Source organism: Streptomyces sp. NPDC030245 (genome assembly GCF_055572995.1).
This window is the reverse complement of record NZ_JBVICF010000004.1, coordinates 289,087-308,614: the sequence shown is the minus strand read 5'-3', so window position 1 is coordinate 308,614 and position 19,528 is coordinate 289,087. Positions and strand designations below refer to the sequence as shown.

Annotated in this window: 19 protein-coding genes; 11 read left to right on the top strand and 8 right to left on the bottom strand. The window is 72.3% G+C overall.

Annotated elements, in window-relative coordinates:
* Positions 1-4: 4 nt before the first annotated feature.
* The 3 genes from afsR to ACZ4Z4_RS13425 all read left to right on the top strand — a co-directional run bounded on the left by afsR (position 5) and on the right by ACZ4Z4_RS13425 (position 3,754).
* Positions 5-2,983 carry an SARP-family global regulator AfsR gene (gene afsR, locus ACZ4Z4_RS13435; RefSeq protein ID WP_468326450.1) on the top strand — a complete coding sequence of 993 codons (2,979 nt, stop codon included), beginning with the start codon at positions 5-7 and terminating at the stop codon, positions 2,981-2,983.
* A 203-nt stretch (positions 2,984-3,186) separates the two neighbouring features.
* A complete protein-coding gene (locus ACZ4Z4_RS13430; RefSeq protein ID WP_468326448.1) occupies positions 3,187-3,363 on the top strand; it encodes a sigma-like protein in 177 nt (58 codons plus the stop codon).
* 187 nt (positions 3,364-3,550) lie between these two features.
* Positions 3,551-3,754, top strand: a complete 204-nt coding sequence (locus ACZ4Z4_RS13425; protein WP_468326447.1) for a hypothetical protein — start codon at positions 3,551-3,553, stop codon at positions 3,752-3,754.
* A 475-nt stretch (positions 3,755-4,229) separates the two neighbouring features.
* Here the strand turns inward: ACZ4Z4_RS13425 and ACZ4Z4_RS13420 are convergent, their stop codons facing one another.
* Positions 4,230-5,075 (bottom strand): hypothetical protein, encoded by an 846-nt coding sequence (locus tag ACZ4Z4_RS13420; RefSeq protein WP_468326446.1) that lies wholly within the window; start codon positions 5,073-5,075, stop codon positions 4,230-4,232.
* A 113-nt stretch (positions 5,076-5,188) separates the two neighbouring features.
* Between ACZ4Z4_RS13420 and ACZ4Z4_RS13415 the strand changes: the two genes are divergently transcribed.
* Positions 5,189-5,584: a VOC family protein gene (locus tag ACZ4Z4_RS13415; protein WP_468326444.1), complete on the top strand. Its 396-nt coding sequence runs from the start codon at positions 5,189-5,191 to the stop codon at positions 5,582-5,584.
* A gap of 13 nt (positions 5,585-5,597) precedes the next feature.
* On the opposite strand, the gene ACZ4Z4_RS13410 is transcribed toward ACZ4Z4_RS13415, so the two are convergent.
* On the bottom strand, positions 5,598-7,199 hold the full coding sequence (locus ACZ4Z4_RS13410; RefSeq protein WP_468326443.1) for a FadD3 family acyl-CoA ligase: 1,602 nt from the start codon (positions 7,197-7,199) through the stop codon (positions 5,598-5,600).
* A 114-nt stretch (positions 7,200-7,313) separates the two neighbouring features.
* Between ACZ4Z4_RS13410 and ACZ4Z4_RS13405 the strand changes: the two genes are divergently transcribed.
* The 4 genes from ACZ4Z4_RS13405 to ACZ4Z4_RS13390 all read left to right on the top strand — a co-directional run bounded on the left by ACZ4Z4_RS13405 (position 7,314) and on the right by ACZ4Z4_RS13390 (position 10,519).
* On the top strand, positions 7,314-8,465 hold the full coding sequence (locus ACZ4Z4_RS13405) for a lipid-transfer protein (RefSeq protein ID WP_468326442.1): 1,152 nt from the start codon (positions 7,314-7,316) through the stop codon (positions 8,463-8,465).
* Between the two features lie 91 nt (positions 8,466-8,556).
* Entirely contained in the window at positions 8,557-9,006 is a 450-nt protein-coding gene (locus ACZ4Z4_RS13400; RefSeq protein ID WP_468326441.1) for a Zn-ribbon domain-containing OB-fold protein, read from the top strand.
* Entirely contained in the window at positions 9,003-9,797 is a 795-nt protein-coding gene (locus ACZ4Z4_RS13395) for an enoyl-CoA hydratase/isomerase family protein (RefSeq protein WP_468326439.1), read from the top strand. The genes ACZ4Z4_RS13400 and ACZ4Z4_RS13395 overlap by 4 nt, the downstream gene beginning before the upstream one ends.
* A gap of 137 nt (positions 9,798-9,934) precedes the next feature.
* Positions 9,935-10,519 carry a hypothetical protein gene (locus ACZ4Z4_RS13390; protein WP_468326438.1) on the top strand — a complete coding sequence of 195 codons (585 nt, stop codon included), beginning with the start codon at positions 9,935-9,937 and terminating at the stop codon, positions 10,517-10,519.
* Here ACZ4Z4_RS13390 and afsK read toward each other — a convergent pair.
* Positions 10,516-12,924, bottom strand: a complete 2,409-nt coding sequence (gene afsK / locus ACZ4Z4_RS13385; RefSeq protein ID WP_468326437.1) for a protein serine/threonine kinase AfsK — start codon at positions 12,922-12,924, stop codon at positions 10,516-10,518. The two genes, ACZ4Z4_RS13390 and afsK, sit on opposite strands and share 4 nt — an antisense overlap.
* Positions 12,925-13,096: 172 nt before the next feature.
* Complete coding sequence (locus ACZ4Z4_RS13380; RefSeq protein WP_468326435.1) at positions 13,097-13,939, bottom strand: VOC family protein; 843 nt, start codon at positions 13,937-13,939, stop codon at positions 13,097-13,099.
* A 178-nt stretch (positions 13,940-14,117) separates the two neighbouring features.
* Between ACZ4Z4_RS13380 and ACZ4Z4_RS13375 the strand changes: the two genes are divergently transcribed.
* Positions 14,118-14,765 (top strand): TetR/AcrR family transcriptional regulator, encoded by a 648-nt coding sequence (locus ACZ4Z4_RS13375; RefSeq protein ID WP_468326433.1) that lies wholly within the window; start codon positions 14,118-14,120, stop codon positions 14,763-14,765.
* 91 nt (positions 14,766-14,856) lie between these two features.
* Here ACZ4Z4_RS13375 and ACZ4Z4_RS13370 read toward each other — a convergent pair whose 3' ends face one another.
* Together ACZ4Z4_RS13370 and ACZ4Z4_RS13365 are read right to left on the bottom strand one after the other, a co-directional pair.
* Complete coding sequence (locus ACZ4Z4_RS13370) at positions 14,857-15,339, bottom strand: nitroreductase family deazaflavin-dependent oxidoreductase (protein ID WP_468326432.1); 483 nt, start codon at positions 15,337-15,339, stop codon at positions 14,857-14,859.
* Positions 15,339-16,619 carry an acyl-CoA dehydrogenase family protein gene (locus ACZ4Z4_RS13365; RefSeq protein ID WP_468326430.1) on the bottom strand — a complete coding sequence of 427 codons (1,281 nt, stop codon included), beginning with the start codon at positions 16,617-16,619 and terminating at the stop codon, positions 15,339-15,341. Before ACZ4Z4_RS13365 ends, ACZ4Z4_RS13370 begins: the two co-directional genes overlap by 1 nt.
* A gap of 153 nt (positions 16,620-16,772) precedes the next feature.
* Between ACZ4Z4_RS13365 and ACZ4Z4_RS13360 the strand changes: the two genes are divergently transcribed.
* Positions 16,773-17,954, top strand: coding sequence for a thiolase C-terminal domain-containing protein (locus ACZ4Z4_RS13360; protein WP_468326428.1), 1,182 nt, complete (start codon positions 16,773-16,775; stop codon positions 17,952-17,954).
* On the opposite strand, the gene ACZ4Z4_RS13355 is transcribed toward ACZ4Z4_RS13360, so the two are convergent.
* Both ACZ4Z4_RS13355 and ACZ4Z4_RS13350 read right to left on the bottom strand, forming a co-directional pair.
* Positions 17,928-18,185, bottom strand: a complete 258-nt coding sequence (locus ACZ4Z4_RS13355) for a DUF397 domain-containing protein (protein ID WP_468326427.1) — start codon at positions 18,183-18,185, stop codon at positions 17,928-17,930. The genes ACZ4Z4_RS13360 and ACZ4Z4_RS13355 overlap by 27 nt on opposite strands.
* Positions 18,182-19,021: a helix-turn-helix domain-containing protein gene (locus tag ACZ4Z4_RS13350; RefSeq protein WP_468326425.1), complete on the bottom strand. Its 840-nt coding sequence runs from the start codon at positions 19,019-19,021 to the stop codon at positions 18,182-18,184. The genes ACZ4Z4_RS13355 and ACZ4Z4_RS13350 overlap by 4 nt, the downstream gene beginning before the upstream one ends.
* 152 nt (positions 19,022-19,173) lie before the next feature.
* Between ACZ4Z4_RS13350 and ACZ4Z4_RS13345 the strand changes: the two genes are divergently transcribed.
* Positions 19,174-19,518: a hypothetical protein gene (locus ACZ4Z4_RS13345; protein ID WP_468326424.1), complete on the top strand. Its 345-nt coding sequence runs from the start codon at positions 19,174-19,176 to the stop codon at positions 19,516-19,518.
* Positions 19,519-19,528 lie beyond the last annotated feature (10 nt).

Sequence of the window (19,528 nt, the reverse complement as noted above, 5' to 3'; positions counted from 1 at the left end):
AGCGATGGTCGATGTACCGCGAGTACCGGAGCAGCGGCGTCCGGCCTCGGGGAACACCCCCGAGGAGCGGACCGAGGGGCACCCCCCCGAGGTCCGGACGTCGCGCTTCAGCGTGCTCGGACCGGTGCGCGCGTGGCACGGCCCGGAACAGCTCAACACCGGATCCCCCCAGCAGAGGGCGCTGCTCGCGGCCCTCCTGCTGCGGGACGGCCGCACGGCCACGGCGTCGGAACTGATCGACGCGCTCTGGGGCGAGGAGCCGCCGTCGCAGGCACTGGCAGCGGTACGTACGTACGCGTCCCGGCTCCGCAAGGTGCTGCCTCCCGGGGTGCTCGTCAGCGAGGCCGGGGGCTATGCCGTCCGGGTCGCGGACGGCGCGCTCGACCTGGCCATGGCGGAGGAGCTCTGGGCGGCCGCCGAGAAGGCCCGCGGCGTCGGCGACCTCTGCCAGGCGCGCACGCTGGTGAACAAGGCGCTCGGCCTCTGGGACGGCGAGCCCCTGGCCAACGTTCCGGGTCCGTACGCCGACACCCAGCGCACCCGCCTCGACGAGTGGCGCCTCCAGCTCGTCGAGACCCGCCTCGACATGGATCTGGAACAGGGCTGCCACGCGGAGGCGGTGTCGGAGCTGACGGCCCTGACGGCGGCGCACCCCCTCCGCGAGCGGCTGCGCGAACTGCTGATGCTGGCGCTCTACCGCAGCGGACGCCAGGCCGAGGCCCTCGCCGTGTACGCGGACACGCGCCGGCTGCTCGCCGACGAGCTCGGCGTGGACCCGAGGCCGGGCCTCAAGGAACTCCAGCAGCGCATCCTCCAGGCCGACCCCGCCCTCGCCGAGCCGACCGCCCCCGACCAGGAACCGATCACGACGGCGGTACGCCCGGCACAGCTCCCGGCGACGGTCCCCGACTTCACGGGCCGTGCCTCCTTCGTGGACGAGCTGAGCGACATCCTCTCCACCGCCGAGGGCCGCGTGATGGCGGTGTCGGCGCTGGCGGGCATCGGCGGCGTCGGCAAGACGACACTGGCCGTCCACGTCGCGCACGTCGCGCGCACCCACTTCCCCGACGGCCAGCTGTACGTGGACCTCCAGGGGGCGGGCCCGCGGGCGGCCGAGCCGGAGACCGTCCTCGGCGCCTTCCTGCGCGCCCTCGGCACGGCCGACTCGGCGATCCCGGACTCCCTGGAGGAGCGGGCGGCCCTCTACCGCTCGGTCCTCGACGGCCGGCGCGTCCTCGTCCTCCTCGACAACGCCAGGGACGCGGCGCAGGTCAGGCCGCTCCTCCCCGGTATGGAGGGGTGCGCGGCGCTGGTGACGAGCCGGGTGCGCATGGTGGATCTGGCGGGCGCGCACCTGGTGGACCTGGACGTGATGTCCCCCGAGGAGGCCCTTCTCCTCTTCACCCGCATCGTCGGCGAGGAGCGGGTGACGTCGGAGCGCGAGGCCGCCCTGGACGTGGTGGCGGCCTGCGGGTTCCTGCCGCTCGCCATCCGGATCGCGGCGTCCCGCCTGGCGGCGCGCCGCACGTGGACGGTCTCCACGCTCGCGGCGAAGCTGGCGGACGAGCGGCGGCGCCTGGACGAGCTCCAGGCGGGCGACCTCGCGGTCAAGGCGACGTTCGAACTGGGCTACGGCCAGCTGGAGCCGGCCCAGGCCCGCGCCTTCCGCCTCCTCGGCCTCGCGGACGGCCCCGACCTCTCCCTCGCGGCGGCCGCCGCGGTCCTCGACCTCCCCCTGGAGGAGACGGAGGACCTCCTGGAGTCCCTGGTCGACACCTCCCTGGTGGAGTCCGCGGCGCCGGGCCGCTACCGCTACCACGACCTCGTACGCCTCTACGCGCGTGCATGCGCCGAGCGCGACGAACAGCCCCCCAGCGAACGCGACGCGGCGCTCTCCCGCCTCCTGGACTTCTATCTCGCCTCGGCGGCCCGGGTGTACGCGATCGAGCGGCCCGGCGACCGCACGGTGGACCACCTGGAACCCACGGAACACGCGGGCCAGGACTTCACGGACGACACGAAGGCCCTGGACTGGCTCCACTCGGAGGCGGCCTGCATCCTGGCCTGCGTCCAGCAGTCCCTGGGCCCGAGGACGCTGCGACGCGCGGTGGACCTGCTGCTGGCCTCCAAGGACCTGGCGGAGTCGGGGGCGAGCTCGTTGCGGTACGAGTCGGCCACGTGTGCGGCACGGGATGCGGCGGCGGCGCTCGGTGACGCCCACGCGGAGGGGCGGGCGCGGGTCACCCTCAGCCAGGTCCGCGGGAACACCGGACGGTTCGACGAGGCCGCGCCCGAGGCGGACCGCGCGGCCGAGCTGGGCCGGGAGTCCGACGACCCCTGGACCAAGAGCAACGCTCCCAACGAGCAGGGCATCGTGACCTATTGCAGGAGTCATCACGCGGCGAGCGAGGGCTATTTCCACGAGGCCATCGAGGCCTTCCGCGCGGACGGGAACCGACCGGGAGAGGCCAGCGCCCTCTGCAACCTGTCCCGTGTCCTGGTCTTCATGGGGCGCACCACTGCCGCCATCGAAATGGCTCAGCAAGGCATGGCGGTCTACGACGAGTTGGGCCTCACCTTCCGGCTCGCCAACGCGAGGTATGCGCTGGGGATCGCCCTCAGCCACGCCGGCCGCCAGTCGGACGCTCTTGAGCAGTTCACCAAGGCTCTTGACGTGTTCGGGGAGAGTCGCCAGCGCTTGTGGGAGGGCACTACGCATTTCCGCATGGCGGAGGCCCTGCTCTCCGCCCATCGAGCGGCACAGGCCGCCCAGCACGCGGAACAGGCCCTCGCCACGGGCTGCATCGGAGGCGACTGGATGCGCGCCAACGTCCTGACCATTCTCGGCAGGTCCCTCCAGAGCCTCGGGCAGATCGACCGGGCAAGGGCCTGCTGGAGGGAAGCACTTACCATTCACGAGCGGACAGCGGCGCCCGAGGCCGACGAACTGCGCCGCCTCCTCTCCCCCGTCGCAGTGGCCTGACCTGAGCATCTGGGACGTTCATCGAACGTTTATGGGTGACTGCCAGTCTTTACCTCATCGATCCGTCGCGTCGGGGGGCAGACGGGTCGCTTGGGCCCCACGGATAGGGTGAGCGGCCCTGGAACGCCCGTTCGGCGACCCTCGGGGGAGTTGCCGAGCGGGCGTTCTGCCCCAGCGACCGCCACTTGAGGGAGTTGTCAGCCATGAGCGACGACAAGAAGAAGAACCAGGACCTCACCACGATGGGTGACAGCCACCTGCCCGCCCCGCCCAAGGACGGCATCACCACGATGGGTGACAGCCACCTGCCCGCCCCGCCCAAGGACGGCATCACCACGCAGGGCGACAGCCACCTGCCCACCCCGCCCAAGGACGCCTGAAGCTGCATTCCTGACGGGGGAACGATCGGCCGCGGCGGCGCGGAGGGGGAGCCGTCGCGGCCGACGCATGTCCGGTGTCTGGTTCAGGCCTATTGGTGGCGGATACCGATCACACCAAGCGAACAACTGTGCCATTCGCCGCTAGCGTCTGTACGAGCCAAAAGTTCAACCATGCAAGGGAGTTGGAATGATCCGCGCCAAGAAGGTCCTCGTCGTCCTGGCCATCGCGACCGCCGCCGCAGGCGGTGCCGCGAGCCCCGCTCTGGCCGACAGCCACGCGCCGGTGGCCCCGCTCAGCGACAGCCACGCGCCGGTCGCGCCCCAGGGCGACAGCCACACGCCGGTCGCGCCTCAAGGTGACAGCCACACACCGGTCGCTCCCCGGGGTTAGGACTGCCGGCGCCCCATGCCGTGGCGGCGGCCACCGTCGCGGCGCCGAGCGCCGGGCCGACGGTGGCCGCCTGCGTGCGCCAACGCCGTAGCTCCCCTCCGGTGTCGGCGCACGCCTGCCCTCGCGGCGTCGGGGTGTGCGGGAGAACGCCCCGGTCGGTGCGGGCCGGAAGGGCAACGGACCGGAGCCGATCGAGTCGGTGGCACGGCTCCGGCGTCCACGGGCCGCCCGTGCTTCGGCCCGCTTTCGAGAGGTCTGAGGAGGGGTGCCGTGCCACCGGACTGGGCCCCTCTCGGCGTCACACCCTTCCGTCACCTCCTTGCTGTGGGGACAAGGGCAGAACGACGCGTCCGGGGTCCGGGGACGGGGAAGAGTGGCGACTGCGCTGCCATGCTGCCGCGGGCTTCCCTCCTTTGTGAGGCTAGGACTGTCCGCGGCGGGAGGGAAGGCGGGACGCGGCACCAGTCGCAGTGCGTCAATCGGCTGACGCCGCCAGGGACCTTTTCAGTGCCGCCACGAACGCGTCCCGCGTCTGTTCGTCCAGGAGGTCCAGGGAGAGATAGGGGTTGAGGTCCTCCAGCTCGACCAGCAGGAGCTCCCCGGCACGGGTCCTGCACGCGTCGACCCGCTGGATGCCGCGGTCGATGGTGTTCCACTCGACGAAGCCGCGGGCGAAGGCCAGGTCGGCCCCGGTCGGGTCGTAACGCTCCAGGCGCCAGCGCTCGGCGGGGTCGGGCGCGTGCAGTGCGTACTGGAAGGTGTGGTCCACGAAGTAGAACGAGACCTCGTACGTGAAGTCGACGCGCGGCTGGATCAGGATGCCGGACTCGGGCCGCAGTTCGGCGAGGCCCTCGCGGCTCACGAACCGCAGGCCTATGGAGTCCGCGCCCGCCTTCGGCTTGACCACGTACGTGTCCGTGTCCGGGAGGCGGCCGACGTCCCGCGGGTCGTCGACCGTGGGGATCACGGGGTGACCGGCCGCCGTCAGGTCGAGCAGGTACTGCTTGCCGGCCATGTCGGCCTTGCCGGTCAGCTGGTTGTAGACGCGCGCACCGCGACGCTCCGCGCGTGCCGTGAAGTCCTCCCACTGCGCCGCGTAATGGAGGACGGGGCCGCTGTTGCGGATCACGACGGTGTCGAAGGCGTCCGTCTCCATCAGGGACGCCGCGTCCAGCGGGTGGCACAGGGCCAGGTCGAAGTCCTCGCGGAGGCGGGAGGTGAGGTAGATGTCCTCGTCGCAGTAGCGGCGGCCGTTCGCCACGTAGGCGAGGTCCGTGACGAAGAGGATGCGAGGGCGGGGCCGGCGTCGTGCGGTGTGCATCGGACAATTTTCGCAGAGCCCCGACCGCCTCCCCGCACCTCGAAATCCCACCGCATCCCCACCCGTCGAAATCCCGTGGACAACTCCCGCCCCCGCGGCGAATAGTGCCGCCCATGACCTCACTCGTGCGCCATCTCACGTTCGACTCCCACGACGCCTACCGCCAGGCCACCTTCTGGGCCGAGGTCCTCGGCGGCAAGGTCTCCGACGACGACTCCCCCGGCGACCCGGAGGCCCTGGTCGAGTCGGAGGGCGTCACGCTGCTCTTCGTGACCGTCCCGGACACCAAGACCCTCAAGAACCGGCTGCACGTCGACCTCCAGCCGCAGGACCGCACCCGTGACGAGGAGGTCGAGCGGCTGCTGGCGCTCGGCGCGAAGCTGTACGAGGACCACCGGCGGCCCAACGGCCGGGGCTGGGTCACCCTCACCGACCCGGAGGGCAACGAGTTCTGCGTGGAGTGCGCCGCCGCGGAGCGGGAGGCGCTGATCGCCGCCGGCGCCCACTAGGGCCCGCGAGCTCTCAGCCCCGGCCCCGCAGCTCGCCCTTGACCACCTTCCCGCTCGCGTTCCGCGGCAGTTCCGCCACGAATTCCACCGCCCGCGGCACCTTGTAGTTGGCCATCTCGCGGCGCGCCCACGCGATCAGGTCGTCCGCCGTCACGACGGCACCGGGCCGCCGCACCACGTACGCCTTGCCGACCTCGCCGAGCCGCGGGTCGGGCACCCCGATCACGGCGACGTCCGCCACCTGCGGGTGCAGACCCAGAAGTTGCTCTATCTCGGCGGGGTACGCGTTGAAGCCGCCGACGATGAACATGTCCTTGATGCGGTCCGTGATGCGGAGGTTCCCGGCCTCGTCGAGGACGCCGACGTCGCCCGTGCGCAGCCAGCCGTCGGGCGCCAGGCACTGCGCCGTGCCCGCGGGGTCCTCGAAGTAGCCCCGCATGACGTGGTGGCCGCGGACCAGGACCTCGCCGGGGCGGCCCGGCGGCAGCGGCTCTCCCGCGGGGTCCACCACCCGCACCTCCGTGTCGGGGATGGCCCGGCCCGACGTCGCCGCGATGACGTCGGGCGGGTCGCCGCGGCGGCACATCGTGACGATCCCGCTCGCCTCGGAGAGTCCGTACGCGGTGAGGACGGTGGCGATGTGCAGCTCCGTGCGCAGCCGCTCCACGAGCCGCAGCGGCACCACCGCGGCGCCCGTCACGACGAGCCGCAGCGCGGACAGGTCGTGCTGGTCGCGGGCGGGGTGGTCCAGGAGCGACTGGTGCAGGGTGGGCGGGCCCGGCAGGACCGAGATGCGTTCGGCGGCGACGTTGGCGAGGACGGTGTCCACGTTGAAGACCGGCTGCGGGATCATCGTCGCGCCCCGCATCAGGCAGGCGATGATCCCTGCCTTGTAGCCGAAGGTGTGGAAGAACGGGTTCACGATCAGATAGCGGTCGCCCTCGCGCAGCCCGGCCAGGTCGCTCCACACGTCGTAGCAGCGCAGGGTCTGCGCGTGGGTGATGACGGCGCCCTTGGGGCGGCCCGTCGTGCCCGAGGTGAAGATGATGTCCGAGGGCGCGGAGCCGTCGACGGAGGCCGCCCGCCTACGGACCGCCTCGCCGGACACCCCGTCGCCGCTCGCCAGGAACTCCTTCCACGTGCGGAAGTCCTGCGGGGCGTCGTCAGCGAGCACGACCACCTCCTCCAGGTGCGGCAGGCCCGGCAGCGGTCCTTCGCCGGTACCGTCGGCCGCCGCGCGGCGCAGCGAGGCGACGTACGACGTACCGAGGAACGTGCCGGTGACGAAGAGGAGTCTCGCGCGGCTGCGCGCCAGGACGTACGCGGCTTCGGAGCCCTTGAAGCGGGTGTTGAGGGGGACGAGGACCGCGCCGGCGCAGACGGCGCCGAGCGCGGAGACGATCCAGTCGAGGGTGTTGGGCGCCCAGACGGCGACGCGGTCGCCGGGCTCCACGCCGCTCGCCATGCAGGCGGCCGCCGCGTGCTCCACGCGCTCGCCCAGTTCCGCGTACGAGACGCGGGTGCGGCCCTCGACGACCGCCTCCCGCGAGCCGTACCGTCCGGCGGCCGCGCGGACCAGTCCCGGGATGCTGCCCCACTCCAGGTCGCCGCGCATCGCAAGCCCCTCCCGCAGAGAACCCAGTAGCTGACTAACCGTCAGATTAGCTGTAGCCTGACGCGCTGTCAGCAGCCTTGACACGCTCGCGACAGGCCGGAGGTGCCGTTGTCCATGGCTTCACTCAAGGACGCCACTGCGATCGTCGGGATCGGCCAGACCCCGTTCGCCAAGCGACTCGCGCAGACCGAGAAGGAGTTGGCGTGCCGGGCGATCGTCGGCGCGCTCGACGACGCCGGCATCGCCCCGTCCGAGGTCGACGCCTTCGCCTCGTACACGATGGAGGAGACCGACGAGGTCGAGGTCGCCAAGTCCATCGGCGCCGGCGACGTGACCTTCTTCAGCAAGGTCGGCTACGGCGGCGGCGGTTCCTGCGCCACGGTCGGCCACCTCGCCTCGGCCATCGCCACCGGTCAGGCGAGCGTCGGCGTCGCCTGGCGCTCCCGCAAGCGCGGCAGCGGCCCGCGCCCCTGGAAGAACACCACCGTCCAGCTCCCCACCCCCGCCCAGTGGACGCGCCCCTTCGGCCTCCTGCGCCCCGTCGACGAGATCGCGATGCTCGCGCGCCGCTACATGCACGAGTACGGAGCGACCCGCGACCACCTCTTCAACGTCGCCCTCGCCTGCCGCAACCGCGCCAACCAGAACCCGGCCGCGATGATGTACGAGCGCCCGCTGACCCGCGACATGTATATGCACTCCCGATGGATCAGCGAACCGCTCTGCCTCTTCGACAACTGCCTCGAAACCGACGGCGCGTTGGCGTGCGTCGTCGTCTCCGCCGAACGGGCCCGCGACTGCCGCCGACGCCCCGTCTACGTCCACTCCGTCGCCCAGGGCCTGCCCGCCCAGCACCACGGCATGGTCAACTACTGGAACGACGACCCGCTCTCGGGCCCGGCCTGGACGGCGGCCCGACACCTTTGGAAACAGGCCGACTTCGGCCCCCAGGACGTCGACGTCGCCCAGATCTACGACGCGTTCACGCCGCTCATCCCCCTCTCCCTGGAGGGCTACGGCTTCTGCGGCCGCGGCGAGGGCGGCGCCTTCACGGAGGGCGGCGCCCTGGAGAGCGGCGGCCGCCTCCCCATCAACACGGGCGGCGGCGGCCTCAGCGAGGCCTACGTCCACGGCTTCAACCTCATCAACGAGGGCGTGAAACAACTCCGCGGCACCTCCACGGCCCAGGTCCCGAACGCAACGACATGCCTGGTGACGGCAGGCGAGGGAGTCCCGACCTCGGCGCTGCTCTTGAAGACCGACTAACCGCCCTGGGGGCCCCGCAGGGGCCTTCCAGGGGCGCGGGGAACTGCGCGAGCAACCAAAAACAAACCCGCACCCGGCAAGGGACGACTACATGGCAGACGCGACACCCGACCCCCTCCTGACACCAACGATGGACGACGACGGCGCCCCCTTCTGGGCTTACGCCGCCCGAGGCGAACTCCGCATACAGTCCTGCACCGCCTGCGGCGAACTCCGCTTCCCGCCCAGACCCTGCTGCCCCCACTGCCAGTCCTTCGAAAGCGACTGGCACCGCATGAGCGGCCGCGGCCGCATCTGGTCGTACGTCTTCCCGCACCCACCCCTCCTCCCCGCCTATGCCGCGCAGGCCCCGTACAACGCGATCGTCGTCGAGCTGGCCGACGCCCCCCGCATCCGTCTCGTCGGCAACCTCGTCGCGACGCCCGACGGCGCGCTGGACTCCATCGCCCCGGAGCGGCTGCGCATCGGCGCGAAGGTGCAGGTCGTCTTCGCGGACGTGGGCGGGACCGTGGTGCCGCGCTGGCTCCTGGAGCGCCCGTGACCCCGGCCGCCGCCGCCCTGCGCACGGCGGTCGACGAGGAGACGGGCGTGGCGGTCCTGACCCTGGACCGCCCCGAGCGCCACAACGCGCTCGACGTGCGGACGGCCGGCGAGCTGGCCGCGACCTGGCGCCGGTTCAGGTTCGACGACACGGTGCGCGCGGTCGTCGTGACGGGCGCGGGCGAGAAGGCCTTCTGCACCGGCATCGACCGCGATGCGGACGTCCCGCAGCCGTCCTCCCCCTACACGATCGACGACCCGCTCATCGCGATCGGCCCGAAGGCGAACGACCTGTGGAAACCGGTGATCGCCGCCGTCAACGGCATGGCGTGCGGCGGCGCCTTCTACCTCATCGGGGAGTCCGAGTTCGTCGTGGCGGACGAGCACGCCACGTTCTTCGACCCGCACACCACGTACGGCATGGTCAGCGCGTACGAGACGATCCACCTGGCCCAGCGCATGCCGTTCGGCGAGGTGGCGAGGATGGCGCTGATGGGCACGGCCGAACGGGTCTCCGCGCGGCGGGCGTACGAGACCGGTCTCGTCTCCGAGCTGACCCCGCCGGGCGGCTCGGTCGCGGCGGCGGTCCGGGCCGCCGAGACCATCGCCTCGTACCCCACGGAAGCGGTGCAGGGCACGGTGCGGGCGGTCTGGTCGGCGAAGGAGGCGGCCCGCGCGCAGGCGCTGGCGCACGCGCCGCATCTGATCGCCCTGGGGAACCTGCCGCCGGACCGCCAGGCGAAGCTGTTCGCGGAGCGGCCGCGGCGGGGCGGCGACTTCCGTACGCGATAGGGGGGCCGTGTCAGGAGGCCGTGGTCACGGTCGCATGGCGAGCGCCCCCCACCCGGCGTAGCGTCGATCTTGAGAGACGCGTACGGATGCGCACAGCGCGTCGCACGCCCAGGAGGAGGCCACGAGGAGGCCCGTTCATGGTCCGCAACGTCCTCGGGTCGATTCTCGCTCTCGCCGGAGCGACGGCCGCCGTATGGAGCCCCTTCCGAGCCTGGTACGACGGCCGTCTTGGACGTGACTTCCGCATCGGCGAGCTGTTCTCCGGCGGCGGGGTCACCGACGCGAAGGCGGAGCTCTTCGGCTCCCCCTTCCTGCCGTTCGCCTTCGCGGCGCTCCTGACGCTGATCGGTCTGGCGCTGAGGTCGCGGCTCCTCGTGGCGCTCGCGGGCGTGCTCGTGCTGGGCTTCACGGTGCTGTGGATGGTCCGGCAGGGGCAGGCGCAGGGCAGCCTGGCCGTCGCGGGGGACGGCTCGGGACTCGGCCTGGGTGTCCTGCTCGCCCTCGCGGGCGGCCTGGCGCTGCTGCTCGCGGCGGCCCTCATGGCGGGCCGGCGCCGCGAACGCCGCGCGGCACCGGCACCGGCGCCCACCGCCCACGGAGAGCCCTACGCGGACCCGTACGGCAACACCGACTACCCGACGGCCCCCTACCCGACAGCCCCGCCCGCCCCGTGGCAGGCCCCACCGGACCAGCCGGACCAGCCGGACCAGCCCCCTCGCTAAGCCCTCGGCGACGTCCCCGTCCCCCGCTCCGCGTCCAGCGCGTACACGCACCGGTCCTTGCTGCACGCGTACACCACGCCGTCCCGCACCACGGGCGCACCGGTGATCTCGCCGCCCGTGGCCAGCTTCCAGCGGAGGCGGCCGTCGTCCGCCTTCAGGGTGTAGAGCAGGTGGTCCGTGGAGCCGAAGTGGATGCGGCGGTCGGCGACGACGGGCGCGCCCACGACTTCGCCGCCCGCCTGGAAGCGCCACTTGGGCGTGCCGGTGACGGCGTCCAGGGTGTAGAGCCCCTTGCCGCTGCCCACGTGGACGTGGCCGTCCGCGACGAGGACGGGCTCGATGGAGGAGCGGGACTCGGTGGCGATGCGCCAGCGGTCGCGGCCGTCGGTCGCGTCGAGGGCGTAGACCGTGCCGAGGTAGTCGGCGAGGTACACGCCGCCGCCCGTGACGGCGGGGCCGGGCGCGAAGGCGGGCGGGCAGAGGAAGGCGGCGGGCGCCTCGAAGTGCCAGCGGACGTGCCCGCTCGCCACGTCGATGGCGAGGACGCGGGTGCCCGCGGCCACGTACACGTACCCGTCCTGGCCCTGGGAGAGCCGCACCGGCACGCCGCCGCAGGAGGCCGCGTCGCCGACGGGGTACGACCAGCGTTCGTCGCCGGTGCGCGCCTCCAGCGCCCGCAGACGTGCGTCCTTCCAGACGTACACGGTGCCGTCGAGGACGAGGGGCCCGGCCTCCGGCGTCTCGAAGTCGGTCTGCGCGCCGGTGATCTCCCAGAGCTTCTCGCCGTTGGCCGCCTCCCACGCCTGGACGCCGCCGCCGCGCGTGCCGGTCACGACGGTGCCGCGGTCGGCCTGGAGCGAGTACACCCAGGCGTCGGTGGGCAGCCGCCAGAGGTCGGCGCCGTCGGCGCCGTCGAGGGCGTAGAGCGTGGGGCCGTCGGAGGCGTGGATGCGGCCGTCGGCGACCGCCATGGACCAGGCGACGTCCCGCGTCTTGAAGCTGCGGCGGCCCGTGCCGACGTCCAGGGCGTGGACTTCGAAGGACGTCACGTAGACGAGGTTCCCTGCGACGGCGGGGGTGCCCCAGACGTCGTTGGACATCCGGAAGCGCCACGGCCGCCATGTCGAGGCCGCGTCCGGGGCCGGGGCGGGCGCCGGGACCGCGGGCGCCGGTTCCGCGCCGTTGCCCGGGGGCCGGTGGCCCGCGGACCGCGACCAGGAGGCGGCGAGCGCGGCGGCGCCGGGCGCGACGGCCGGGCGGGCGCCGGCCACGCGCGGTCCCGGACCGATCGGCACCTTCGCCCCGGCGAGCCGCACGGGCCCGGTGTCGGGGCTGCCGCCGAAGGGCGACCGGGACGGTGGCGCGGGCGGCGGCTGCTGCGGGGGCGGCGGTGCGGTGACGGGGGCGGCGGGGGCCGCGGACACGGCGGAGGCGGCGGGGGCGGGGGCGGCGCCCCGGCCGGTGCTGCGTCCGGCGGCCGCGGGGACCCGGGCGGGCGGGCGGCCGCCGCGGCGGGCCTCGATGAGCGCGACGGCGCGCTCCGGCAGCCACGCGGACGCCGTGCCGCTGTCGTCGTTGTCGGCGCTCTCGGAGGCGAAGAGGTGCGGGGCGAGCTGCGCCTGGAGGTCGCCGGGGGTGGGCCGCAGCGCGGCCTCCATCTGCATGCAGGACTCGATGAGGGGGCGCAGCTCGTCCGGCAGGCCCGCGAGGTCAGGGCCTTCCCTGAGCAGCATGAAGACGGTCTCGACGGGGTTGGCGCCGTGGAACGGCGCGTGTCCGGTGGCGGCGAAGACGAGCGTCGAGCCGAGCGAGAAGACGTCGCTCGCGCCGGTCACGCTGCGGGAGTCCTTGGCCTGCTCGGGCGACATGTAGGCGGGGGTGCCCACGGCGACGTTGGTCATGGTGAGCCGCGTGTTGGAGACGCCGGACGCGATGCCGAAGTCGATGACGCGCGGCCCGTCCTCGACGACGAGGACGTTCGACGGCTTGAGGTCACGGTGGACGAGGCCCGCGCCGTGGATGGACTCCAGGGCCTCGGCCACGCCCGCCGCCAGCCAGCGCACCGCCTGGGTGGGCAGCGGCCCGTGTTCGTTCACTATTTCTTCGAGGGAGGGCGCGGGGACGTACGCGGTGGCGAGCCAGGGCACGGCGGCCCGCGGATCGGCGTCCACCACGGCCGCCGTATAGAAACCGGACACGGCGCGGGCCGCCTCGACCTCGCGCGTGAAGCGGACACGGAACAGCTGGTCCTCGGCGAGCTCGGTCCGCACCGTCTTGATCGCCACGCGCCGCCCCGACGCGGAGCGCGCGAGATAGACCAGGCCCATGCCACCGGCGCCCAGCCTGCCGAGGACCTCGAACGGGCCGATCCGCCTCGGATCGTGCTGCGTCAGCTGATCCACCACTTGCCCTGCCACCTCCCCGTACGCGGCCGCCGAAGAAGACAGCCCCGTGCAGCGTCTCACCACCGAGCCGCTACGGCGGCACGCACCCTGATTCTTCCTGTCCGGGGCGGCGCTGGCGAACCCGGGGCGGGATCGGGGTGTCTTTGGACAAAATGGCGGACTCCCGGGCCTGTCAGTCCTGGAGGACCGCGAAGGCGGCCCCCTGGTTGTCCGTGCACACCGCGATCCGCCCGTACGGGGTGTCGTGGGGCGGCGCCTGGACGCGGCCGCCGAGGCGGGTCACCGCGGCGGCCGTCGCGTCGGTGTCGACGATATTGAAGTACACGAGGAAGTGGGCGGGCATCTCATCGGGGATGCGCATCCGGGCGGCCGGGTCCGCGGCGGCGGGGATCAGGCTGCGGCCACCGATCGCCGTGTCGGGCCCCGGCTCGCTGCCCGGGGGCGACCAGGTGCGGAACTGTTCGCCGTCGAGGTCGAGGTCGAAGCCGCCGTATCCGAAGGCGCGCTCGTAGAACGGGTCGACCAGGTCCTTGTCGCGTGCGTACACCTCGGCCCAGCAGTACGACCCGGGCCGCTGCCGCTTGCCGAAGCCCTGGTGCGTGCCGGCCTGCCAGAGCCCGAAGACGGCGCCCTCGGGGTCGGCGGCGAGCGCCATGGTCCCGGCGGCCCCGACCTGCCGGGGCTCGGTGATCACGGAGCCGCCCGCGTCCCGCACGCGTTCGGCCAGGGCGGCCGCGTCGGGGGTGGCCAGATACACCGTCCATACGGTGGGCATGCGGCCGTCGGCCTTGGGGGCGAGGGCGGCGACGGGCAGGCCGTCGCTGTACGCCTGGGCGTGGCGCTCGTCCTCCGGTCCCGGGAACCGGTCGAAAGTCCACCCGAAGAGCTCACCGTAGAACCGCTTGCCGCCCTCGACGTCGGGGAGCGTCGCGTCGACCCAGCAGGGCACGCCCTCGGCGTACTCGCCCCCGGTGTACCGGTGGCTGCCCCCTGTCTCCCGGTCCGCGTAGTCCATGTCAGCCAAGCTAACCGCCCGCCCCGGCCCCCGCACCGCCAGAATCCGAACACTTGGCCGATTCGCGGGGGTGGGCGTCCGGGTGCGACGGGGTGCGCCCCGCGCCGCGCTCACGCGCCCCAACCCCATTTGCACTCGGCCGAATCGCGCTCCGATCACCCCTCGGTAAGCTGACGGCATGACAGGACAGGTACGTACCGTCGACGGCCGCGTGGCCGGTCGGCGCGGTCAGGCGACGCGACAGAAGCTGCTCGACTGCCTCAGCGAGATGCTCAGCTCCTCGCCCTACCGGGACGTCAAAGTCATCGACGTCGCCCGGAAGGCGGGGACTTCACCAGCGACCTTCTACCAGTACTTCCCCGATGTCGAGGGCGCCGTCCTGGAGATCGCGGAGCAAATGGCCGCCGAGGGCGCCGAGTTGACCCAGCTGCTCGACGGGCGCTCCTGGGTCGGCAAGGCCGGCTGGCAGACCTCCCAGGACCTGGTCGACGGCTTCCTCGACTTCTGGCGCAAGAACGACGCGATCCTCCGGGTCGTCGACCTGGGCGCCGCGGAAGGCGACAAGCGCTTCTACAAAATCAGGATGAAGATCCTCAACTCGGTCAACAACTCCCTTACGGACACCGTCAAGGAGCTCCAGACCAAGGGCAAGGTCGACAAGGACGTCAACCCGGCGGCCATGGCGGGCTCCCTGGTCGCGATGCTCGCGGCGGTCGCCTCCCACCAGCGGGGCTTCCAGACGTGGGGCGTCAAGCAGAACGACCTGAAGCCGAACCTGGCGATGCTGGTGCATCTGGGCGTCACCGGCAAAAAGCCGACGAAGTAGCCCTTTCCTTCCTGTCAGCCAGTGGCGGATCACCTTGGGTGGTCCGCCACTGTGGTTTCGGGGGCGGCCCCTCTCCCCTCCCAAGGCGCCGTCAGCGGCGAGTCAGGCGGAACAGGCGGATCTCGCGGTCGATCCGGGACTGGTACGCGGCGTAGGGCGGCCAGAACCGCAGCGCGGCCTCCCAGGCCGCCGCCCGCTCCTCACCCGTGAGCAGCCGCGCCCGCACCGGGATGTCCGTGCCACGCCAGTTCACCTCGGCGTCGGGGTGGGCGAGGAGATTGGCGGTCCAGGCGGGGTGCCCGGGACGCCCGAAGTTGGACCCGACCAGCACCCAGCTCCCGCCGCCTTCCCCGTCCCCCTCCGGCATGCAGGCCAGAGGCGTACGCCTCACCAGCCCGCTCTTCGCACCGCGCGCCGTCAGGATGACACCGGGCAGCATCCGCGCGCTGAGCAGCACCTTGCCGCGGGTGACGCGGTGCACGGCCCGGTCCATGGCCGGGATGAAGTGCGGCGCGATCCTCGCGAAGGTCCGCGTGGACGACACCTTCTGCACCAGCCGCAGCCCCGCCGACATCAGACGGCCTCCGCGGTCTCGGCGGGCTCGGTGACCTCCCCGGCCTCGGTGGCCTCGGCGGCCTCGGCGGGTTCGGCGGGTTCGGCGGGTTCGAAAAGCCCGGCCCGGTCAGCCGCACGCGCCCGCAGCCGGTGCACCGGCCCGAAGAGCAGTTCGTCACTGGACGCCCGCTTGAAGTACAGGTGCGCCTCGTGCTCCCAGGTGAAGCCGATCCCGCCGTGCAGCTGCACCGCTTCGGACGCGGCGGTCCGCAGCGCGTCGAGCGCCTGCGCGAGCGCGAGCCCCCCGGCCCGCTCGGCGCCCTGCCCGCCGAACCCGGCGGCCTCCGCGCCCGCCGCCCACGCCGCGTAGTAGGCGGCCGACCGCGCCGCCTGCACCTGCACGTACACGTCGGCCAGGCGGTGCTTGACCGCCTGGAAGGAGCCGATCGCCCGCCCGAACTGCTCCCGCTGCTGTACGTATTCGACGGTACGTTCCAGGGCTCGTTCCGCGGCGCCGACGGCCTCGGCGGCGACGACGGTGGCCGCGACGTCCCCGACCGCCCCGAGCGCGGCCGGCACATCGGCCTCGTCGACGCCCAGCAACTCGCCCCCCACGTCCCGCAGTTCCACGCGGGCCTGCGTGCGTGTCTCGTCGAGGGAGGTCTGCCGGGCCCGCACCATGCCGGGCGCTCCCTCCCGTACGAGGAAGAGGAGCGTGCGGGACCGTGCGAAGCCGCCCGTGTGCGCGGCGACCACGAGCAGCCCCGCGCTGTGCCCGTCGATGACCTGCTCGGCCTGCCCGTACAGCCGCCACACCCCGTCGGCGAGCCGCGCCTGCACACCGCCCGCACGCCCGCCGCCCGCCCAGTCGCCGCGGTTGTCGCCGACGAGCCCGAGCGCCGTGGCGAGCCCCGTGCCCGGAACGGCGAGGGCGGCGGTCAGCTCACCGGCCGCGATGCGGGGCAGGAGCGCGGCACGCTGCTCGTCGGTGCCGAGCGTGAGGACCAGTGGGGCGGCGAGCACGGCGGTGGCGAGGAGCGGCGTGGGCGCGAGGGCCCGCCCCAGCTCCTCGCAGCCGAGGGCGAGCTCGGCGGAGGTGCAGCCGACACCCCCGTACGCGGTGGGGAGAGCGAGGCCGGGCAGCCCGAGCTGTTCGGCGAGGGCGCTCCACAGGGCGGCGTCGTGCCCGTCCGGCGTACGCACGGCGGCCCTGACCTCGTCGGGCCCGCACCGCTTGGTGACGACTTCGCGAAGGGTGCGGCGGATCTCGCCCTGTTCCGCGCTGAAGGCGGCGTCCATCGGCAGGCTCCTCCCCGGGGGCCCCGGGCGCGGCGGCCCGGGTTCCAGATCTGACGGGGCGTCATGTTAGGGCGGTGGCGCCGATATGCACAGAGTGTGGACTGCGATCGGATTCTCCTTGCTGAGGGTGGATCTGATGTACCGTCAGTTCCCATGTCTCCTTCCCCCCGTTCCGGCTCCGCCCGCAAGGTCGCCGTCGTCGGTGTCGCGCTCTCGGACTGCGGCCGGGTCGACGAGGCGACGCCCTACGCCCTGCACGCCCAGGCGGCCCGCCGCGCCCTCGCCGACTCCGGCCTCGCCCGCGACGTCATCGACGGCATCGCGTCGGCGGGCCTGGGCACACTGGCACCGGTCGAGGTCGCCGAGTACCTGGGGCTCCGCCCCCGCTGGGTGGACTCGACGTCGGTCGGCGGCGCCACCTGGGAAGTCATGGCCGCGCACGCGACGGATGCGATAGCGGCGGGCCACGCCAACGCCGTCCTCCTCGTCTACGGCTCCACGGCCCGCGCCGACATCAAGGCACGCCGCCGTACGTCGAACCTCTCCTTCGGCGCGCGCGGCCCCCTCCAGTTCGAAGTCCCATACGGGCACTCCCTGATCGCCAAGTACGCCATGGCCGCGCGCCGCCACATGCACGAGTACGGCACGACACCGGAACAGCTCGCCTCCGTCGCCGTCCAGGCGCGGGCGAACGCGGCCACCAACCCCGACGCGATGTTCCGCACCCCGATCACGGTCGACGAGGTCTTGGACGGCCCGATGATCGCCGACCCCTTCACGAAGCTGCACTGCTGCATTCGGTCCGACGGCGGCGCGGCCGTGCTGCTCGTGGCCGAGGAGTACGTGGCGGACTGCGCGTCCGAGCCCGTGTGGGTGCTCGGCGCCGGCGAGCACGTCTCGCACACGACGATGTCCGAGTGGGACGACTTCACGGTCTCCCCGGCGGCGGTCAGCGGCCGTCTCGCCTTCGAGCGGGCGGGGGTCACGCCGGGCGAGATCGACGTGGCCGAGATCTATGACGCCTTCACGTACATGACCCTCGTGACCCTGGAAGACCTCGGCTTCTGCGAGAAGGGCGAGGGCGGTCCCTTCGTGGAGAAGGGCCGCCTGCTCCGGGACGGTGGCCTGCCCACGAACACGGACGGTGGCGGCCTCTCCGCCCAACACCCGGGCATGCGTGGCCTTTTCCTGCTGGTCGAGGCGGTACGTCAGCTCAGGGGGCAGGCGGGCGACGGCCAGGTCCGCCGCCCTGACGGCACCCTGCCCGAACTGGCAGTGGCGTCAGGGACGGGCGGGTGGTTCTGCTCGTCAGGGACGGTCGTACTCGGGCGCTGACCGCAGGAACGTCTCCCATGCGGTGGGCGTGACCGTGAAGGTGGGCCCGCCCTCGTGGGCGGTCTTGGAGTCGCGGATGTGGATGGCGTGGGGGCAGGTGGCTACCTCGACGCACTCGCCGCCCTCGTTGCTGCTGTAGCTCGACTTGCGCCAGGTGTAGGCGACTTCGATGCACGTGCCGCCCTCATTGCTGCTGTAGCTGCTCTTGAACCACGCCAGCTCGGCGTTCATAGCTGTCCCGCCATTCTCTCGATCAGTTCCGCAGATGCCCGTGGCGTAAGTGCCTGCGCCCGCAAGGCGCCGAAGCGGTCGATGAGTTGATTGACCTCTTGTGGCTTTGAGATCAACCTACCGGCGATCTGCCCTTCGTCGTAGGAGAAGTTACGGCCTTCGGGCGTGCTCAGCAGTTGGATCGCCCCGTGGACTCCCGCATGCTCCCGGGTTTCCGTCGGCATCACTTGCACCTTCAGGTGATGCAGGGTGCGCACGCACTCCAGCACATGCAGCAACTGTTTCCGCAGAACCTCCCGGCCACCGATAGGGCGCCTGAGTACGGATTCTTCGATGACGTATCCGATCATGGGCGGCGGGGTACGGGTCAGCACCGCTTGTCGCTCCAGCCGCGCCACCACGTTCTTCCCGATCTCGCCCTCGGTCAGCTGCGGCACGCGCTCCTCGTACAGGGCCCGGATGTAGTCCTCGGTCTGCAACAGTCCCGGGAAGACCATGATTTCGTATCCACTGAAACTGGCCGCCGACTTCTGAAGCCGTACCCACCCCACATAAGTGGGCGGGTACTTCTCCTCCTCCATCAGCGGAATGCACGACTTCAGCGCGCCCCGCGCATCCAGCACCGAGTCCGCGTCGTCCAAGTAGGTGGACGTCGGGATGCGCTCCGCCCGCTCATACGCACCCGCCAGGGACTCCGAGACCAAGAGCCGCCCGGCGACGTCCTTCCTGGACAGCCCGGACCGCTCGCGGAAGTTCCGGAGCAGGCCGCCCACCAGCCTCCGCGCCGGGGAGGGGACAGCCGCGTCCGCCCGCTCGGTCGTCGTCTTCTCACTCATCACCACAACGCCACCGCCCTCTCCACGCCTTGCCGATGTGTCCCCTGCGCCTCTGGTCACGCTACGCAGTCACCCCGAACCTCGTAGTCATGACGAGCGAACTCACCCCTGATTGGGTACCTGCCTCCGGCCACCAACTTCGACTCACGGGCGTGCACTTCGAAGCCATCCGGGTCAGAGGCGTACGCGGGGAGGCCGTCCTGCACCACCTCGCCACGCTCACGGAGGGCGACCCCGGGCCCGTGATCCGCGAGGTGGCCGGGGGCCGCTGGAACTACTTCCTGCTCGCGCCGGGGACGAGCAAGGACTTCGACTGGCCACCAGGGGCCACATGTCTCGGGCCCGCCGCACGGGACCAGTACGTCGGTGTCCCGGCGCCGTACGGCAACACGTACCCCTTGAGCTGGCGGTGCGGACCGCCACGGCTGGGCGTGTTCGTGGACGGCGAGCTGCTGCACGGCGTACTGATGGCACAGCTGGTCGGTGAACCGGAGTGACCGGAGCGAG

Bases quoted from the DNA above. Each gene is read 5' to 3' on its own strand.
- ACZ4Z4_RS13375 (WP_468326433.1), top strand. From the start codon at position 14,118: ATGACAGGACAGGTACGTACCGTCGACGGCCGCGTGGCCGGTCGGCGC.
- ACZ4Z4_RS13425 (WP_468326447.1), top strand. From the start codon at position 3,551: ATGATCCGCGCCAAGAAGGTCCTCGTCGTCCTGGCCATCGCGACCGCC.
- ACZ4Z4_RS13400 (WP_468326441.1), top strand. From the start codon at position 8,557: ATGGCAGACGCGACACCCGACCCCCTCCTGACACCAACGATGGACGAC.
- ACZ4Z4_RS13360 (WP_468326428.1), top strand. From the start codon at position 16,773: ATGTCTCCTTCCCCCCGTTCCGGCTCCGCCCGCAAGGTCGCCGTCGTC.
- ACZ4Z4_RS13405 (WP_468326442.1), top strand. From the start codon at position 7,314: ATGGCTTCACTCAAGGACGCCACTGCGATCGTCGGGATCGGCCAGACC.
- ACZ4Z4_RS13365 (WP_468326430.1), bottom strand. From the start codon at position 16,619: ATGGACGCCGCCTTCAGCGCGGAACAGGGCGAGATCCGCCGCACCCTT.
- ACZ4Z4_RS13350 (WP_468326425.1), bottom strand. From the start codon at position 19,021: ATGAGTGAGAAGACGACGACCGAGCGGGCGGACGCGGCTGTCCCCTCC.
- ACZ4Z4_RS13410 (WP_468326443.1), bottom strand. From the start codon at position 7,199: ATGCGCGGCGACCTGGAGTGGGGCAGCATCCCGGGACTGGTCCGCGCG.
- ACZ4Z4_RS13430 (WP_468326448.1), top strand. From the start codon at position 3,187: ATGAGCGACGACAAGAAGAAGAACCAGGACCTCACCACGATGGGTGAC.
- ACZ4Z4_RS13420 (WP_468326446.1), bottom strand. From the start codon at position 5,075: ATGCACACCGCACGACGCCGGCCCCGCCCTCGCATCCTCTTCGTCACG.
- afsR (WP_468326450.1), top strand. From the start codon at position 5: ATGGTCGATGTACCGCGAGTACCGGAGCAGCGGCGTCCGGCCTCGGGG.
- ACZ4Z4_RS13380 (WP_468326435.1), bottom strand. From the start codon at position 13,939: ATGGACTACGCGGACCGGGAGACAGGGGGCAGCCACCGGTACACCGGG.
- ACZ4Z4_RS13415 (WP_468326444.1), top strand. From the start codon at position 5,189: ATGACCTCACTCGTGCGCCATCTCACGTTCGACTCCCACGACGCCTAC.
- ACZ4Z4_RS13355 (WP_468326427.1), bottom strand. From the start codon at position 18,185: ATGAACGCCGAGCTGGCGTGGTTCAAGAGCAGCTACAGCAGCAATGAG.
- ACZ4Z4_RS13370 (WP_468326432.1), bottom strand. From the start codon at position 15,339: ATGTCGGCGGGGCTGCGGCTGGTGCAGAAGGTGTCGTCCACGCGGACC.
- ACZ4Z4_RS13390 (WP_468326438.1), top strand. From the start codon at position 9,935: ATGGTCCGCAACGTCCTCGGGTCGATTCTCGCTCTCGCCGGAGCGACG.